A 16,829-nucleotide genomic window follows, 5' to 3' on the forward strand; every position below is an offset into this window, starting at 1 on the left:
ACTCGGGAGCCCGGGGGGAAGCTCGGCGGCGCGCACCACCATACTGGCCACTTCTGGCCCGTATCCCCCGACCGCTGGGGAAACCCGCACCGGACTCCCACGCGCGTGTCACGGCGAAGTGGTACGTCACTTGGCAAGTCGGGCGGGACTCCCGCCGCGTTGCCGCACGGGCGCGAGCGTGGCACACATCACAGCGACGGCCATGCCGCCGAGCAGGAAGAGGTACGAGCCGCTGCCCGCGCCGAACACGAAGTCGCCCTCGGGGCGGCTGGCCGTGAGCAGGATGACGGCGAGCATCCAGCCGCCGGCCGGTGCGACGGCCCCGCCCCGGCTGCCGACGGCGCGCGCGGCGCCCAGGCAGAGCCCGGCCTCGGCGGCCAGGGCGAGCAGCAGCCCGCCCGGGAACCACGCGGGCTGCACCAGCGCCCCGGCCACGGCGACGACGCCGCCGAGCAGGAACAGTCCCAGGCAGGCGGCGGTGCGTGCGGCGGTCGGCGGGCGCAGCGGCCGGGCCATCGCCGGGGTGCGCTCGCTCATGCCGCCGCCTCCCCGGTCCCGGCGAACAGGTCGGTCTCGCGCAGCCCGGCGGCGCGCTCGCCCCGGGCCAGCTCGTAGTACTCGGTGGTGAACAGCGGCTGGGCGAGGTGGTTGGAGAGCGCGAAGTACGCCCCCGTCACCTCGATCTGGGTGGCGTGGGCGCGCATCGCGGCGGCCTTGGCGGCGGCGTGTACGGTGCCGTCGATCTCGGCGGTGATCCGCTCGTCGGGGACGACGCCGGGTACGTCGCCGAGGGCGCCGGCCTTGTCGAAGGGCAGGCCGGGCAGGTCGTCGCCGAGCCGGGCGAAGGCGGCCTCCGCGACGCCGCGGGGGACGCGGTTCCAGTAGATCTTGGCGATGGGCAGGCCCGCCTCCTCGGCCAGGTCCGCGGCGCGCATGGCGACGCGGTGGGCCTGGATGTGGTCGGGGTGGCCGTAGCCGCCGTCGGGGTCGTAGGTGACGAGGACCTGGGGGCGTACCTCGCGGATGACCTCCAGGAGGTGCGCGGCGGCCTCCTCGACGTCGGCCTGCCAGAAGCAGCCGGGGTCGTCGTTGTCGGGCAGGCCCATCATCCCGGAGTCGCGGTAGCGGCCGGGGCCGCCAAGCTGCCGGAAGTCCCGGACGCCGAGGGCGCGCATCGCCTCGGCGAGTTCGCCCCGCCGGTGCTCGCCGAGGGCCGGGCCGGTGAGGTGCGCGAGCTGCGGCGGGATGACCTCACCACGCTCCCCGAGGGTGCAGGTGACCAGGGCCACATGGGCACCCTCGGCCGCGTACCGGGCCATGGTCACGCCGTTGTTGATCGACTCGTCGTCCGGGTGCGCGTGCACCAGCAGCAGACGCCGGGCTGGCAGTTCGGTCATGGGGGCCAGCCTACGAGGCGCGGGGGTGGGGGTGATCGCGCCCTGGCATGGCCGAGGGTGACGTGCCCGGGGGCAAGGGTCGTCACGTTCCTGCCGGGCGGCCTCCTGGAGGCCGGCGCGGCAGTCGCGGCAGCGGGCTCCCGGGGTGGGTGAGCGGAGGGCCCGGTCACAGCCGTCGCACTTCCGCATCGGGGTACCGGGGTGCCGATGGGGTGGCCGGTGCCCGGAACGGTGGCGGGGGCGGGAGCCGGTCGGCGAGACGGTGGGCCAGGAGGGCCGCGGGGTGCGGTACGCCCTCGGCCGGCAGGTCCGCGGTCAGGGCGCGGCGTACGGCGGCGGGGGTGCGACATCCCGCTCCAGCCAGACGGCGACGCCGGGCGCCAGGTAGCCCCCCCCCAGGGCCCTCACGCCACGTGAGTCGACTGCCTTCCTCGAGCAACGGCTGGGGGAGACATGAGCCGCAAGACCTCGTCCGGGGACGCCTCCGGACTGGCGTGGTTCAAGAGCTGTTACAGCAGGGACGCGGAAACCGACTCCTGTGTCGAGATCGCTACCGGCCCCGGCACCGTCCACGTCCGTGACTCGAAGGACACAGCGGGGCCCCGGCCGGCCTTCAGCCCCGCCCCACGGACCCGCTTCCCGCCGTACGAGGTCAAGGGCTGAGGCCTTCCGGCTGACGGTGACGCAGGCGGCGTGGTCGTGTCAGAACTTGATGCTGCCGATCATGCTCGCCACGCTCGTCGTCAGGTCGCTGATCGTCGGTGCCACGGTCGAGGAGGCGAGATAGAAACCGAGCAGCATGCAGACGACCGCGTGACCTCCCTTCAGTCCTGACTTCTTGATCAGCAGGAAGACGATGATCGCCAGCAGCACCACCGCCGAAATCGAGAGTGCCACGGCGGCTCACCTCCAAGGACCCAGGGGACGCGGGGGATTGATACGTGGGGCAAGCAAGTTCTTACCCACTGCGCGCCACTGATCATAACTATCCGTGCGTGCGCATCGATCGGCGCACGGCGACACAAGGGGGCGCATGGCCAATATGGTCATGGCATGACGACCGAGGCTGACTCCTTCCCCAGACGGCACGCCCGCACTCAGCGGTTCACGCTCGGCGCGCCGCGTTCGTTCACCGTGTCGCCCGACGGTGAACGTGTCGTGTTCCTGCGCTCCGGTTCGGGTACGGACCGGGCCGGTTCGCTGTGGGTGCTCGACCTGGCGGACGGCGCGGAGCGCGTCGCGGCCGACCCGCGGGCGCTGCTGGGCGGGGCCTCGGAGAACCTCTCGCCGGAGGAGCGGGCGCGCCGTGAGCGCAGCCGCGAGGGCGGCGCCGGCGTCGTCGGCTATGCCACCGACGTGGCCGTTGAGCTGGCGTCCTTCGCCTTGTCGGGGCGGCTTTTCACGGCCGAGCTGCGTGCCGGCACGGCCCGCGAACTGCGCGTCCCGGGGCCGGTGATCGACCCGCGCCCCTCCCCCGACGGGCGGCACGTCGCCTATGTCGCGCGGGGCGCGCTGCGGGTGGTGGGAGCCGAGGGCGGGGACGACCGGGCCCTGGCGGAACCGGACGGGGACAACGTCACGTACGGTCTCGCGGAGTTCGTCGCGGCCGAGGAAATGGGGCGTTCGCGGGGCTTTTGGTGGTCTCCGGAGTCGGACCGGCTGCTCGTGGCGCGCGTGGACGACACGCCGGTGCAGCGCTGGTGGATCGCGGACCCGGTCCGTCCGGAACGTGAGCCACACCACGTCCGGTACCCGGCGGCGGGCACCGGCAACGCGGACGTACGGCTGTTCGTGATCGGCCTGGACGGGGCGAGCGCGGAGGTGTCCTGGGACCGGGCGCGCTACCCGTATCTGGCGCGTGTGCACTGGTCAGCGGCGGGTGCGCCGCTGCTGCTGGTGCAGGCGCGCGACCAGCGCGGCCAGCTGTTCCTGGCCGTGGACCCGGTGTCCGGGGCGACCCGGATGGTGCACGCGGATGAAGATCCAAGTTGGCTGGAAATTTTCGCTGGGGTGCCGTGCTGGAGCCCTTCCGGACAGCTCGTGCGCATCGCCGACGAGGGCGGCGCCCGCGTCCTCGCGGTGGGTGAACGGCCGCTCACCGGACCGCAGTTGCACATCCGCGCGGTGCTGGACGTCTCCGACCACGACGTGCTGGTCCAGGCGTCGGCGGGCGAGGAGGCGGCCGAGCCGGAAACCGGCGAGGTGCACGTGTACCGGGTCAACGAGCTGGGCGTGGAGCGCCTCTCGCAGGAGCCGGGGGTGCACGCGGCGGTGCGCTCCGGGGACGTGACCGTGCTGGTGTCGGCCGCGCCGGACCGGCCGGGCGCGCGGGTGCAGGTGCTGCGGGACGGCAAGAGGGCCGCGGTGATCGCCTCGCACGCCGAGCGTCCCGGTGTGTCGCCGCGGTTGCTGCTCACCCAGGGGGGCGCACGCCGTATCCCGTGCGCCCTGCTTATGCCTCGGGACTACGCCGGTGACACCCCCCTGCCCGTGCTCATGGACCCCTATGGCGGCCCGCACGGCGCGCGGGTGGTGGCGGCGCACAACGCGCACCTGACCTCGCAGTGGTTCGCCGACCAGGGCTTCGCGGTGGTCGTCGCCGACGGCCGGGGCACCCCGGGGCGCTCCCCCGCCTGGGAGAAGGCCCTCCACCGGGACTTGACCGTTTCTCTGGACGACCAGGTGGAGGCCCTGCGCGCGCTCGCGGAGGACCATCCCCTCGACCTGTCCCGGGTGGCGATCCGCGGCTGGTCCTACGGCGGCTGGCTGGCCGCGCTGGCGGTGCTGCGCCGCCCGGACGTCTTCCACGCGGGCATCGCGGGCGCGCCGGTCACGGACTGGCGGCTGTACGACACGCACTACACGGAGCGGTACCTGGGCGATCCGGTGGCGGACCGGGAGGCGTACGCGAACAGTTCGCTCGTCACCGACGAAGGGCTGTCCTTCCCCGCCGAGCCGCACCGGCCGCTGATGGTCGTGCACGGCCTGGCCGACGACAACGTGGTCGTCGCGCACGCGCTGCGGCTGTCCTCGGCCCTGCTGGCCGCCGGCCGCCCGCACGAGGTGCTGCCGCTGTCCGGCGTGACGCACATGACCCCGCAGGAGCAGGTCGCGGAGAACCTGCTGCTGCTTCAGGTGGACTTCCTGAAGCGGTCGTTGGGGACGGCGTAGCACCGCGGCGGGGCAACGGGCCGGGGCGACATGGCGCCCCGGCCCGTTTACGGCACCCGCACGGCCGTACGCCGAACAGCGTGCCCCGTCCGTATATCGGGACCGGGTCGGCCAAGTTGCCTGAGTGTTAACGACGTTCATGCATGTATGTGCGGTTATGCGTCCGTCGGCTCCGGGGGCACCACCCGCTTCTCCTCCGCGAAGTGGCAGGCCGAGTCGTGGGCCGCGGGGCCGCCGGCCTGCCGGAACCCCTCCGGGACCGCGAGCGCCGGCACCTCCACCGCGCAGCGTTCCCGCGCCTTCCAGCAGCGGGTGCGGAACCGGCACCCGGACGGGATGTTCGCCGGGGACGGGACGTCGCCGGCGAGGATGATCCGCTCCCGGTGCTCGCGGGCCTCCGGGTCGGGCACGGGCACGGCCGACAGCAGCGTCTGGGTGTAGGGGTGGGTCGGATGGTCGTAGATCTCGGCGTCCCGGCCGGTCTCCACGATCCGGCCGAGGTACATCACGCCGACCCGGTCCGAGATGTGCCGGACGATCGACAGGTCGTGCGCGATGAAGAGGTACGACAGGTCGAACTCGTCCTGGAGCCGTTCCATCAGGTTGATGACCTGCGCCTGCACGGACACGTCCAGCGCGGAGACCGGCTCGTCGGCGACGATCACCTCGGGGCGCAGCGCCAGCCCGCGCGCGATGCCGATGCGCTGGCGTTGGCCGCCCGAGAACTGGTGCGGGTAGCGGTTGATGTACTCCGGGTTCAGTCCGACGACGTCGAGCAGCTCCTGCACGCGCCTGCGGCGGTCGCCCTTGGGCGCCACCTCCGGGTGGATGTCGTACGGCTCACCGACGATGTCGCCCACGGTCATGCGGGGGTTGAGCGAGGTGTACGGGTCCTGGAAGACCATCTGGATGTTGCGCCGGACCGCCTTCAGGGCCCGCCCGGACAGCCGGGTGACGTCCTCGCCGCGGTAGCGGATCGCACCGGCCGTCGGCCGTTCCAGGCTGACCAGCATCCTGGCCACGGTCGACTTGCCGCAGCCGGACTCGCCCACGATGCCCAGCGTCTCGCCCCGGCCGAGCGTGAAGTCGACACCGTCGACGGCCCTGACCGCGCCGACCTGTTTCCTGAAGAGGACGCCCTGGGTGAGCGGGTAGTGCTTGACGAGCCCGCTCACCTCCAGGATCGGCTCAGCCATGCAGGCACTCCCTCCAGAAGTGGCAGGCGCTCCCCCGGGCGGCGTCCGAGTCGGTCACCTCGTACAGCGGCGGCACGTCGGTGCGGCACACCTCGCGGGCCATCGGGCAGCGCGGGTGGAAGGCGCAGCCGGGCGGGATGTGCGTGAGGCCGGGCGGCAGGCCCTTGATGGCGTACAGCTCCCGGCCCTTGTGGTCCAGGCGCGGGATGGAGTCCAGCAGGCCGCGCGTGTACGGGTGCGCCGGCGCCTTGTAGAGGTCGTGGACGGGCGCCGACTCCACGATGCGGCCCGCGTACATCACGGCGATCCGGTCGGCGACGTCGGCGACCACGCCGAGGTCGTGGGTGATGAGGACGAGGCCCATGCGGTACTCGCGCTGGAGTTCCGCGAGCAGGTCCATGACCTGGGCCTGGACGGTGACGTCGAGGGCGGTGGTGGGTTCGTCGGCGATGATCAGGGCCGGCTCCAGGGCCAGCGCCATGGCGATCATGATGCGCTGGCGCATGCCGCCGGAGAACTGGTGCGGGTACTGCCGGACGCGCTCCTTCGCGGCCGGGATGCGCACCCGGTCCATCAGCTCGACGGCCCTGGCGCGGGCGTCCTTCTTCGACATGCCGCGGTGCACGACGAACATCTCGCCGAGCTGGTCGCCCACGGAGAGCACCGGGTTGAGGGAGGACAGCGCGTCCTGGAAGACCATCGCCATCTCGGCGCCGCGGACCTTGCGGCGTTCGTCCTCCTTGAGCGTCAGCAGGTTCCGGCCCCGGAAGAGGATCTCGCCGCGGGTGATCCGGCCGGGCGGCATGTCGAGGATGCCCATGACCGCCTGCGCGGTGACGGACTTGCCGGAGCCGGACTCGCCGAGCACGGCCAGGGTCTCTCCGGCGTCGACGCCGTAGCTGACGCCGTTGACGGCGTGTGCGACGCCGTCGCGGGTGCGGAACTCCACGTGCAGATCGCGCACTTCGAGCAGCACGGCGGCTCACCTCAGCTTCGGGTCGAGGGCGTCGCGCACCGCGTCGCCGAGCATGATGAACGCGAGGACGGTCACCGCCAGCGCCCCGGAGGGCCACAGCAGGGCGTGCGGGGCGTTGCGGATGTGGGGGGACGCGGCGGAGATGTCGATGCCCCAGGACACCGTGGGCGGTTTCAGCCCGACGCCGAGGTAGGACAGGGTGGCCTCCAGGGCGATGTACGTGCCGAGCGCGATGGTCGCCACGACGATGACCGGCGCGACGGCGTTGGGCGTGATGTGCCGCAGCAGCAGCCGGGAGCCGGAGGCGCCGAGGGCGCGGGCGGCCTGGACGTAGTCGTTCTGCTTGGCGGCGATGACGGCGCCGCGGGCGATGCGGGAGATCTGCGGCCAGCCGAGCAGCACCATGAACCCGATGACGGGCCAGACGGTGCTGCTGGTGACCACGGACAGCAGGACCAGGCCGCCGAGCACGACGGGGATCGCGAAGAACACGTCGGTGATCCGGGACAGGATCGCGTCCCACGCCCCGCCGAAGTACCCGGCGAGGCCGCCGAGGACGCCGCCGAGGACGGTGACGCCGAGCGTGGCCAGGACGCCGACCGTGACGGACGTGCGGGCGCCGTGGACGGTGCGGGTGTAGACGTCGCAGCCCTGGCCGTCGAAGCCGAAGGGGTGGCCCGGCTGGGAGCCCTCCTGGGCCTTGGCCAGGTCGCACGTGAGGGGGTTGCCGGAGGCGATCAGCGAGGGCCACAGGGAGATGACGACGAGGAAGACGATCAGCAGGCCCGAGACGAGGAAGACGGGGTTGCGGCGCAGGTCGTGCCAGGCGTCGGACCACAGGCTGCGCGGCCTGTCCCGCTGCCCGGGGCCCTCGGGGCCGCCCGGGGCCCCGCCGCCGGGGGCGGCCGCCGGCTGCCGTTCCAGGGTCTCCGCCTCGCTCGCGGCGAGGTCCATGGCGCCGCCCATGCCCGTCCCGGCGATGGCGCGTTCCGGCTCGTAGGGCTCAGGCATAGCGGATCCTCGGGTCGAGTACGGCGTACAGCAGGTCGACGAGGAGGTTGGCGAGGAGGAAGACGAGGACGAGGACGGTCACGAAGCCGACGACGGTCTGGGTGTTCTGGCGCAGGATGCCCTGGTAGAGCTGGTAGCCGACGCCGTGGATGTTGAAGATCCGCTCGGTGACGATCGCGCCGCCCATCAGGGCTCCCACGTCGGTGCCGATGAAGGTGACGACGGGGATGAGCGAGTTGCGCAGCAGGTGCCGGGTGACGACGCGGCGGCGCGGCAGGCCCTTGGCGACGGCGGTGCGGACGTAGTCGGAGCGGCGGTTCTCGGCGAGGGAGGTGCGGGTCAGCCGGGTCACGTACGCGAGGGACACCGAGGCGAGGACGAGGCCGGGGACGATCAGCTCGCCGACGGTGGCCTGCGGGGACACCGAGGGCTTGATCCACGCCCATTCGACGCCGAGGAGCAGTTGGAGCAGCAGGCCGGTGACGAAGGTGGGCACGGAGATCACGACGAGGGTGAGCACGAGGACCGCCGTGTCGATCGGCCGGCCGCGGCGCAGGCCGGTGACGACGCCGAGCGTGATGCCGATGACGACTTCCAGGACGACGGCGACGAGGGTCAGGCGGATGGTGACGGGGAACGCCGTCGACATCAGCTCGGTGACCTTCTGGCCGTTGAACGCGGTGCCGAAGTCGCCGGTGAAGACGTTCGCCATGTAGGTCAGGTATTGCTGCCAGACGGGCTTGTCGAGGCCGAACTCCGTGCGGAGCCGGGCGGCGGTGGCCGGGTCGCACTCGCGGTCGCCGCACAGGCCGGCGACCGGGTCGCCCATGACGTTGACCATCAGGAAGATCAGCAGGGTGGCGCCGGCGAACACCGGGATCATCTGGAGCAGGCGCCGGACGACGTACCGTCCCATGGCGCCGCCTCAGCCGACCGTGATCTGGTCGTAGACCGGGACGCTGAAGGGGTTGAGCTTCACGCCGGACAGCCGCTCGGAGTAGCCGGCGCTGCCGTTCTGGTACCACAGCGGGATGGCGGCCATGTCGTCGCGGACGACCTCCTCGGCCCGCTGGAACAGCTTCACGGCCCGGGCGGTGTCGGCCTCGGCGTTGGCCCGGTCGACCAGCCTGTCGAACTTTTCGTTGCTCCACTTGCCGTCGTTGGAGGAGGCGTCGGTGTAGTAGAGCGGCTGGAGGAAGTTCTGGATGAGCGGGTAGTCCATCTGCCAGCCGGCGCGGAACGGGCCGCTCAGCTTCCGGTCGGTGATCCGGCTGCGGAAGTCGGCGAAGGTGCCGATGGGGTCGCCGACGCAGGCGCGGTCGTTGCCGAGGGTGTTGTTGATGGAGTTGCAGACGGCGTCGACCCACTCCTTGTGGGAGCCGGCGTCCGCGTTGAACGTGATCCTGACCTGGCCGCCGGGCAGGCCGCCGCCCTCCGTGATCAGCTTCTTGGCCTCGGCGGGCCGGTACTCGCAGGCCTCGCCGCACAGGCCTGCCTTGTAGCCGCCCTCCTCGCCGAGGACCGGGGAGGTCCAGTCGGTGGCCGGGGTGCGGGTGCCGTGGTAGATCGTCTTGGTGATCTGCTCGCGGTCGATCGCCATGGACAGGCCGCGGCGGACCTTCTCCATGCCCTTCCTGCCCCAGTTCTTGTCGTAGTGGGGGAAGGCGAGCGTCTGGATGAGGCCGGCGGGCGAGTTGATGTACCGGTCGCCCAGGTCGCTCTTGACGTTCTTCAGCTGCGCGGCGGGCACGTCGTCGACGAGGTCGAGGTTGCCGGCCATCAGGTCGGTGTAGGCGGTGTTGTTGTCGGTGTAGACCTTGAGGTCGACGCCGCCGTTGCGCGCCTTGTCGCTGCCGGGGTACTTCTCCCACGCGCGCAGGGACATCTGGGAGCCCCTGGCGTAGGACTGCACGGTGTACGGGCCGTTGCCGACAGGCTTCTTGATCCAGGCGTCGTGGTCCTCGAAGAAGGCGCGCGGGAGGGGGGCGAAGGCGCTGTAGCCGAGGGTGTCGGGGAACGTGGAGAACTTCTGGCTGAGCCTGACGGTGAAGGTGCGCTCACCGGTGACCTCGAGGCCGGACAGGGTCTCGGCGGTCTGCTTGCTCCCGTCCTCGGGGTGGACCTTGTCGTAGCCCTCGATGTAGCCGAAGAAGTAGGCGTTCTTCTGGTTGTTCCTCAGGCTCGCGCCGTAGTTCCAGGCGTCCACGAAGGACCTGGCGGTGACCTTCTCGCCGTTGCTGAAGGTCCAGCCGTCCTTGACGGTGACGGTGAAGGTCTGCGAGTCCTTCGTCTCGATCTTCTCGGCGAGCATGTTCTTCGCCTCGCCGGTCTCCGGGTCGTAGCGCTTCAGGCCGCGGAAGATCATGTCGAGGACCTTGCCGCCCTGCACCTCGTTGGTGTTGGCCGGCTCCAGCGGGTTCTGCGGGTCGCCCCAGGAGGAGGAGAGCACCGCCCCGGCGTCGCCCGCACCGCCGCCCCCTCCCCCGCCGCAGGCGGTCGCCGCGAGGGCCGCGGCCGCCGCGCAAGCGACCCATGTGGCGTGCGTGGCTCCGCGCATGGAGTGCCTCCTCGTACGTGTGCGGGTGTGCTGCCGCCAGCGCCGAAGCACTGATCCTTTCCGGCCAATATCAACCCAAAAGGTGCACACCGCACATGCACTCCCGCCGTACGGGGGGTCCCCCGGCCGGGCGCGCCGGGAGCCGTGGGGGAAAACGCCGGTTCCCGGCGCCCCTCGTCGAGGGAGGCCGGGAACCGGGCGGGTGAGGAGGCGTCAGACCGCGTGGACCACGTCCTTCTCCTCCGCGAAGTGGCAGGCCGACTCGTGGGCCGCCGGGGAGTCCGAGCCCTTGAAGCGCTCCGGCACCGCCAGCAGCGGCACCTCCTCGGCGCACTTGGCCTCGGCCTTCCAGCAGCGGGTGCGGAAGCGGCAGCCCGACGGCGGGTTCGCCGGGGAGGGCACGTCACCGGTGAGGATGATCCGCTCGCGGTGGTCGCGGGCCTCCGGGTCCGGGACGGGGACCGCCGACAGCAGCGCCTGGGTGTAGGGGTGCGTCGGGTGGTCGTAGATCTGCTCGTCCGTGCCGATCTCGGCCATCGCGCCGAGGTACATCACGCCCACCCGGTCCGAGATGTGCCGGACGATCGACAGGTCGTGCGCGATGAACAGGTACGACAGGTTGAACTCGTCCTGGAGCCGTTCCATCAGGTTGATCACCTGCGCCTGCACGGACACGTCCAGCGCGGAGACCGGCTCGTCGCAGATGATGATCTCGGGGTTCAGGGCCAGGCCGCGGGCGATGCCGATGCGCTGGCGCTGACCGCCCGAGAACTGGTGCGGGTAGCGGTTGATGTACTCCGGGTTCAGGCCCACGACGTCCAGCAGCTCCTGGACGCGCTTGCGGCGCTCGCCCTTCGGGGCCACCTCGGGGTGGATGTCGAAGGGCTCCCCGATGATGTCGCCGACCGTCATGCGCGGGTTCAGCGACGTGTACGGGTCCTGGAACACCATCTGGATGTTGCGCCGGACCGCCTTCAGGGCCCGCCCGGACAGCCGGGTGATGTCCTGGCCCTTGTAGAAGATCTCGCCGGCCGTCGCCCGCTCCAGGTTCATCAGGAGCTTGGCCACCGTCGACTTGCCGCAGCCGGACTCGCCCACGATGCCCAGGGTCTCGCCCTGGTACAGGTCGAAGGAGATCCCGTCGACGGCCTTGACCGCGCCGATCTGCCGCTTGAAGAGGATGCCCTGGGTGAGCGGGAAGTGCTTCACCAGGTTGCGCACCTGGAGGATCGGCTCGCCGCGCTCCACCGGCGCCTCGATCGCGGCGACCGCATCGGTCTCGGACGCGGCGCCCACGACCTCCACCTCGGAGACGTTCGGCGTGGCGTCCCCGGGCTCGCCGGTCTTGCCCAGCTCAGCCATGGATCGTCTCCTTCCAGAAGTGGCACGCCGACGCGCGGCCGGCCAGTTCGGCCCCGTCCGGCTCGGTGACCGGGTGCAGCGGCGGGATGTCCGTACGGCAGATGTCCTGGGCCATCGGGCAGCGCGGGTTGAAGGCGCAGCCGCTCGGGATGCGCGTCAGGTTCGGCGGCAGGCCCTTGATCGCGTACAGCTCCTGGCCCTTCTGGTCCAGGCGCGGGATCGACTCCAGCAGGCCCTTGGTGTACGGGTGCGCCGGGCGCTTGTACAGCTCGTGGACCGGGGCATGCTCCACGATGCGGCCCGCGTACATCACCGCGATCTTGTCGGCGACGTCGGCGACCACGCCGAGGTCGTGGGTGATGAGGATCAGGCCCATGCGGTACTCGCGCTGGAGCTCCGCGAGCAGGTCCATCACCTGGGCCTGCACCGTCACGTCCAGGGCGGTGGTGGGCTCGTCGGCGATGATCAGGTCCGGCTCCAGGGCCAGCGCCATGGCGATCATGATGCGCTGGCGCATGCCGCCCGAGAACTGGTGCGGGTAGTCGTTCACCCGCGCCGCGGCGGCCGGGATCTTCACCCGGTCCATCATCTCGATGGCCTTGGCCTTGGCGTCCTTCTTGGACAGGCCCTGGTGCACGCGGAACATCTCGCCGAGCTGGTAGCCCACCGAGAGCACCGGGTTGAGGGAGGACAGCGCGTCCTGGAAGATCATGGCGATCTTGCGGCCGCGGAGCCTGCGCCGCTCCTCGTTGGACATCTTCAGCATGTCCTGGCCGCGAAAGAGGATCTCCCCCTTCGGGATGCGGCCGGGCGGCATGTCGAGGATGCCCATGACCGCCTGCGCGGTCACGGACTTGCCGGAGCCGGACTCGCCGAGCACGGCGAGCGTCTCACCGGCGCCGACCGAGTAGTTGACCCCGTTGACGGCCTTGGCCACACCGTCGCGCGTGTGGAACTCGACGTGCAGGTCGCGGACTTCGAGGAGTGGACGGTCCGCGTCCTGCGCGCCGTCCGGCGCGGGGCTGCCGGCCGTTTCGTCGATGATGGTCACGTACGCCTCCCTCAGCGCAGCTTGGGATCGAGGGCGTTGCGTACCGCATCGCCGAACATGAGGAACGAGAGCACCGTGATCGAGACCATCACCGACGGGATGATCAGCGTGAACGGCGCGTTGCGCAGCTGCTCGCGGCCGGTGGACACGTCCACGCCCCACGAGACCGTCGGCTCGGCCAGGCCGACGCCGAGGAACGACAGCGTGGCCTCGGCCGCGATGTAGCCGCCCAGGGCGATGGTGGCGACGACGATGATCGGCGCGAGGGCGTTCGGCAGGATGTGCCGGTACATGATGCGGCTGGTGGAGGCACCGAGCGCCTTGGCGGCGACGACGTAGTCGGCCTGCTTGACGGTGATCACCGCGCCGCGGGCGACACGGGCGATCTGGGTCCAGCCGAGGAAGGCCAGCGCCAGGATCACCACCCACACGGTGCGGTTCTCGAAGGTCGTCAGGACGACCAGGGCGCCGAGCAGGAAGGGGATGCCGAAGAAGACGTCGGTGATGCGGGACAGCAGGCTGTCGAGCCAGCCGCCGAAGTAACCGGCGATCATGCCGATGACGGTGCCGAGCACGGCCACCAGGATGGTCACGCCGACGCCGACCATGATCGAGGCGCGGGCGCCGTAGACGATGCGGGCGTAGATCGAGCGGCCCTGGCCGTCGTAGCCCAGCCAGTCCTCGGCGAAGAAGTGGCTCCAGTTCGGTGGCTGGAGGTAGTGGGCCGCGAGGTCGGCGTCGCGCGGCGAGGCGCTGGTGAACAGGCCCGGCGCGATCGACATGACCAGCAGCAGCACGATGAGCGCGGAGGACACCAGGAACATGGGCCGGCGCCGCAGGTCGTACCAGGCGTCGGTCCACAGGCTGCGCGCCTTCGCGGACGAGGCGTCCGGCTCGGCGACGGCCGTCTGTGCGGGGCCGCCGGCGGTCACCGGCTTGCCGGTGAGCATCTTCTCGGGTTCGGCGGTCTTCTCAGGCATACCGGATCCTCGGGTCCAGGACCGCGTACAGCAGGTCGACGAGCAGGCTGGTGGCGAGGTAGACCAGGACGATCAGGGAGGCGATGCCGACGACGGTCGCGCCCTCGCGGCGGATGAGCGCCTCGTAGATGGCGTTGCCGACGCCCTTCACGTTGAAGATGCCCTCGGTGACGATGGCGCCCGTCATCAGGTTGCCGATGTCGGTGCCGAGGAAGGTGACCACGGGGATCAGGGAGTTGCGCATCAGGTGCACGCCGACGATGCGGCGCTTGGGCAGGCCCTTGGCCACCGCCGTGCGCATGTAGTCGGCGCGCAGGTTCTCCGCCATCGAGGTGCGCGTCAGACGCGCCACGTAGGCGAGGGAGAGGGAGCCCAGCACGATGGCGGGCAGCAGGAGTTCGCTGAAGTTCTCGGAGTCGCGCACCGTGGGCGTGGTGAGTTCCCACTGGAAGGCGAACAGGTACTGCATCAGGAAGCCCAGCACGAAGGACGGCATCGAGATGAGGATCAGGGTCAGCGTGAGCAGGCCGCGGTCCTGCAGCGTGTCGGGGCGCAGGCCGGCGACGATGCCGAGGCCGACACCGACGAGGACCGTGAAGGCGAACGCGAACAGCGTGAGCCGGATGGTGACCGGGAACGCGTCGGCGATGATGTCGGCGACGGGTCGCTGGCTGGCGATCTCCGTGCCGAAGTCGCCCTGCACCAGACCGCCCAGATAGTTGGCGTACTGCTGCCAAATGGGCAGGTCGAGGCCGAGGTCCTTTCTGATGTTCGCGACGACCGCCGGGTCGAACGCCTGATCTCCCATGAGGGCCCTGACGGGGTCACCGGGCAGGGCGTACATCATGAGGAAGATCAACAAGGTTGACCCGATGAAAACCGGGATCATCTGGAGCAGTCGTCGTGCGACATAACGCCCCATGCGTGCCTCCGTGAGGGGTGTGCTACGGCCGAAGGGGGGCCGTCCCCGAGGGAACGGCCCCCATCGGCCTCCCGCCGCCGCCCTCCCGGGCGGCGGCGGTCAACGGCCGAGTGCGTTGAGGCCCATGACCTCTTACTTGACGGTGACCTCGGTGAGCTCGATGTCACCGTGGAAGTCGACGTTCACGTTGTCGACCGCTTCACCGTGGCCGCCGTTGATGCGGTAGTACCAGAGCGGGATGGCCGGCATCTTCTCGAGGAGCTTCTTCTCGACCTCCTGGTAGGCCTTCACGGCCTCTTCCAGGGACTCGGCCTTGTCACCCTCGGCCATCAGCGCGTCGATCTCCTTGTCGGAGAAGCGACCGTTGTTGGACTCGGCGTTGGTGTGGTACAGCTCCTTGATGAAGTTCACGTTGACCGGGTAGTCCGCCACCCAGCCACCGCGGTACATGCCCTTGACCTCGTTGTTGTCACGGGCCTCGAGGTCCGTGGCGAAGTCGGGCTTCGGGTCGCCGACGCAGTCGACGCCGGTGGCCTTGCGGATGGACTCGCAGACCGCGGTCACCCACTCCTTGTGGCCGCCGTCGCTGTTGTACTGGATGGTGAACTTGTTGCCCGGGACGCCGCCACCCTCCTGGACGAGCTTCTTGGCCTTCGCCGGGTCGAACGTGAACACGTCCGTGCCCAGGTCCTGGTTGCCCTTGACCTGCGGCGGGGTGAAGCTCGTCGCCGGCGTGCGGGTGTTGTTCAGGACGGTCTTGGTGATCGTTTCCCGGTCGATCGCCATGGACAGACCCTGGAGCACCTTGGGGTCGATGTCCTTGAAGGTCTTGCTGTAGAACGCCGGCACCAGCGACTGGATGGCCGCGTACGGCTGCTCGATGGCGCCGTCACCGAGGTCATCCTTGTACTTCGGCAGGTCCGTCGGGCCGACCTGGCGGATGATGTCCAGGTTGCCGGAGACGACGTCCTTGTAGGCGGCCTCGAGGGTCGAGTAGTTCTTGAACTGCAGGCCCTTGTTCGCGGCCTTGTTCGGACCCTTGTAGTCCTTGAACGCCTTGACCTGGATGAGCTTCTTGTGGTCCCACTTCTCGAACTGGTAGGGACCGTTGCCGACCGGCTTCTGGCCGAAGGCCTTCGGGTCGTCGTAGAAGACCTTGGGAAGCGGGGCCCAGGTGGAGTAGCCCAGCTTGTAGTTGAAGTAGGGGACGCGTTCCTTCAGCTCGATCGTGAAGGTGTGGTCGTCCACGACCTTCAGACCGGACATCGCGTCGGCCTTCGGGTCACCCTTCTCCGGGTGGACGTCGTCGTAGCCCTTGATGTCCGCGAACCAGAACGAGTTCTGCTGGTTGTTCTTGATGTTGGCGTACCAGTTCCAGGCGTCGACGTACGACTTGGCCGTCACGTCCTCGCCGTTGTGGAACTTCCAGCCCTGCTTGAGCTTGACCGTCCACGTCTTCGAGTCCTCGGTCTCGACCGACTCGGCGTTCGTGTAGACGATCTCGCCCTTGGCGTCGAAGTCCAGCAGCTGCGTGAACAGGGACTGAATGACGTACGAGCCGTTGGACTCGTTGGTGTCGGCCGGGATCAGCGGCTTCTGCGGCTCGCCGACGTCGATCGAGACGTAACCTGCGAGCCCTGAGCCCTTCTTCTTCTGTCCCTCGCTGTCACCGTCGCTGCCGCCACAGGCAGTGGCTGCCAGAGCGACGGTTATTGCGCCCGCGACCCACTTGGCGCTCTTGGCACCACGCATGGGTTCCTCCTCATGAGTCCATTGGTTCACCGCAAAGGGGAGCACGCGACACGTCACCGTCAACCGCCCGTCGCCGGTTTCGGAGAGAGTCAGGTGCCCCCGCGCTCGTGAGTCGGTGCCGCCTGCAGCACGTGCCCCGTTCATCCGAGCTCTACGCGCCTAACTATCTGCCAAGAGGCAGGACCGAACCACCTTCCTGAGGTCTCGGTTCGATCACAGCTAGGGTCTACATCTTCCAAAATCCGGACAAAGGGTTTGGTGAAAGATCCCTGCGAAACGGACTTGTTACACATCTATCGGTAGTAGCCGTCCGTATTCCGGACGCACGGGAGCAAAAACCGATTGCGCGTAACGCCCCGGCGTGCAAGGGGGCGTTCCGGCCGGCCGGCCGGTCCACGCAGTGACCTGTCACACGCTCAACACGCCGGTGCGGAAGGACGGTTCGGGACGGCCG

Annotated in this window: 15 protein-coding genes and 1 pseudogene; 2 read left to right on the top strand and 14 right to left on the bottom strand. The window is 70.0% G+C overall.

Annotated features, from left to right (window positions below; genetic code table 11):
- Positions 1 to 126 precede the first annotated feature (126 nt).
- The 3 genes and pseudogenes from AB0M97_RS06660 to AB0M97_RS06670 form a co-directional block, all read right to left on the bottom strand.
- Positions 127 to 537, bottom strand: a complete 411-nt coding sequence (locus AB0M97_RS06660; protein WP_365959628.1) for a DUF6113 family protein — start codon at positions 535 to 537, stop codon at positions 127 to 129.
- Positions 534 to 1,397 (bottom strand): N-acetyl-1-D-myo-inositol-2-amino-2-deoxy-alpha-D-glucopyranoside deacetylase, encoded by an 864-nt coding sequence (mshB, locus tag AB0M97_RS06665; RefSeq protein WP_365959665.1) that lies wholly within the window; start codon positions 1,395 to 1,397, stop codon positions 534 to 536. Before mshB ends, AB0M97_RS06660 begins: the two co-directional genes overlap by 4 nt.
- Positions 1,398 to 1,493: 96 nt before the next feature.
- Positions 1,494 to 1,784: pseudogene (locus tag AB0M97_RS06670) on the bottom strand (helix-turn-helix domain-containing protein); the annotation flags it as partial.
- 66 nt (positions 1,785 to 1,850) lie between these two features.
- Between AB0M97_RS06670 and AB0M97_RS06675 the strand changes: the two are divergent.
- Positions 1,851 to 2,060 (top strand): DUF397 domain-containing protein, encoded by a 210-nt coding sequence (locus tag AB0M97_RS06675; protein ID WP_365959629.1) that lies wholly within the window; start codon positions 1,851 to 1,853, stop codon positions 2,058 to 2,060.
- A 39-nt stretch (positions 2,061 to 2,099) separates the two neighbouring features.
- Here the strand turns inward: AB0M97_RS06675 and AB0M97_RS06680 are convergent, their stop codons facing one another.
- Positions 2,100 to 2,294, bottom strand: coding sequence for a hypothetical protein (locus AB0M97_RS06680; RefSeq protein WP_279548410.1), 195 nt, complete (start codon positions 2,292 to 2,294; stop codon positions 2,100 to 2,102).
- Positions 2,295 to 2,450: 156 nt separating this feature from the next.
- Between AB0M97_RS06680 and AB0M97_RS06685 the strand changes: the two genes are divergently transcribed.
- Positions 2,451 to 4,568: a prolyl oligopeptidase family serine peptidase gene (locus AB0M97_RS06685; protein ID WP_365959630.1), complete on the top strand. Its 2,118-nt coding sequence runs from the start codon at positions 2,451 to 2,453 to the stop codon at positions 4,566 to 4,568.
- A gap of 155 nt (positions 4,569 to 4,723) precedes the next feature.
- Here AB0M97_RS06685 and AB0M97_RS06690 read toward each other — a convergent pair whose 3' ends face one another.
- From AB0M97_RS06690 to AB0M97_RS06735, 10 genes are all read right to left on the bottom strand, one after another.
- Entirely contained in the window at positions 4,724 to 5,764 is a 1,041-nt protein-coding gene (locus AB0M97_RS06690) for a dipeptide ABC transporter ATP-binding protein (RefSeq protein ID WP_365959631.1), read from the bottom strand.
- The gene (locus AB0M97_RS06695; RefSeq protein WP_365959632.1) at positions 5,757 to 6,740 is read right to left on the bottom strand and encodes an ABC transporter ATP-binding protein; all 984 of its coding nucleotides are present in this window, start codon (positions 6,738 to 6,740) and stop codon (positions 5,757 to 5,759) included. Before AB0M97_RS06695 ends, AB0M97_RS06690 begins: the two co-directional genes overlap by 8 nt.
- 6 nt (positions 6,741 to 6,746) lie before the next feature.
- Positions 6,747 to 7,751 (bottom strand): ABC transporter permease, encoded by a 1,005-nt coding sequence (locus AB0M97_RS06700; RefSeq protein WP_365959634.1) that lies wholly within the window; start codon positions 7,749 to 7,751, stop codon positions 6,747 to 6,749.
- Positions 7,744 to 8,667 carry an ABC transporter permease gene (locus tag AB0M97_RS06705; protein ID WP_365959635.1) on the bottom strand — a complete coding sequence of 308 codons (924 nt, stop codon included), beginning with the start codon at positions 8,665 to 8,667 and terminating at the stop codon, positions 7,744 to 7,746. The genes AB0M97_RS06700 and AB0M97_RS06705 overlap by 8 nt, the downstream gene beginning before the upstream one ends.
- Positions 8,668 to 8,676: 9 nt before the next feature.
- Complete coding sequence (locus AB0M97_RS06710; protein ID WP_365959636.1) at positions 8,677 to 10,308, bottom strand: ABC transporter substrate-binding protein; 1,632 nt, start codon at positions 10,306 to 10,308, stop codon at positions 8,677 to 8,679.
- 213 nt (positions 10,309 to 10,521) lie between these two features.
- A complete protein-coding gene (locus tag AB0M97_RS06715) occupies positions 10,522 to 11,670 on the bottom strand; it encodes a dipeptide ABC transporter ATP-binding protein (protein ID WP_365959637.1) in 1,149 nt (382 codons plus the stop codon).
- Positions 11,663 to 12,715, bottom strand: coding sequence for an ABC transporter ATP-binding protein (locus tag AB0M97_RS06720; protein WP_365959666.1), 1,053 nt, complete (start codon positions 12,713 to 12,715; stop codon positions 11,663 to 11,665). The genes AB0M97_RS06715 and AB0M97_RS06720 overlap by 8 nt, the downstream gene beginning before the upstream one ends.
- Before the next feature lie 17 nt (positions 12,716 to 12,732).
- Positions 12,733 to 13,671: an ABC transporter permease gene (locus AB0M97_RS06725; RefSeq protein ID WP_365959667.1), complete on the bottom strand. Its 939-nt coding sequence runs from the start codon at positions 13,669 to 13,671 to the stop codon at positions 12,733 to 12,735.
- Between the two features lie 22 nt (positions 13,672 to 13,693).
- Positions 13,694 to 14,623, bottom strand: a complete 930-nt coding sequence (locus AB0M97_RS06730) for an ABC transporter permease (protein ID WP_365959638.1) — start codon at positions 14,621 to 14,623, stop codon at positions 13,694 to 13,696.
- A gap of 132 nt (positions 14,624 to 14,755) precedes the next feature.
- Positions 14,756 to 16,375: an ABC transporter substrate-binding protein gene (locus tag AB0M97_RS06735; RefSeq protein WP_365959639.1), complete on the bottom strand. Its 1,620-nt coding sequence runs from the start codon at positions 16,373 to 16,375 to the stop codon at positions 14,756 to 14,758.
- Positions 16,376 to 16,829 lie beyond the last annotated feature (454 nt).

The organism is Streptomyces sp. NPDC051207 (assembly GCF_040682395.1).
In the GTDB taxonomy this organism is placed as follows: Bacteria; Actinomycetota; Actinomycetes; order Streptomycetales; family Streptomycetaceae; genus Streptomyces.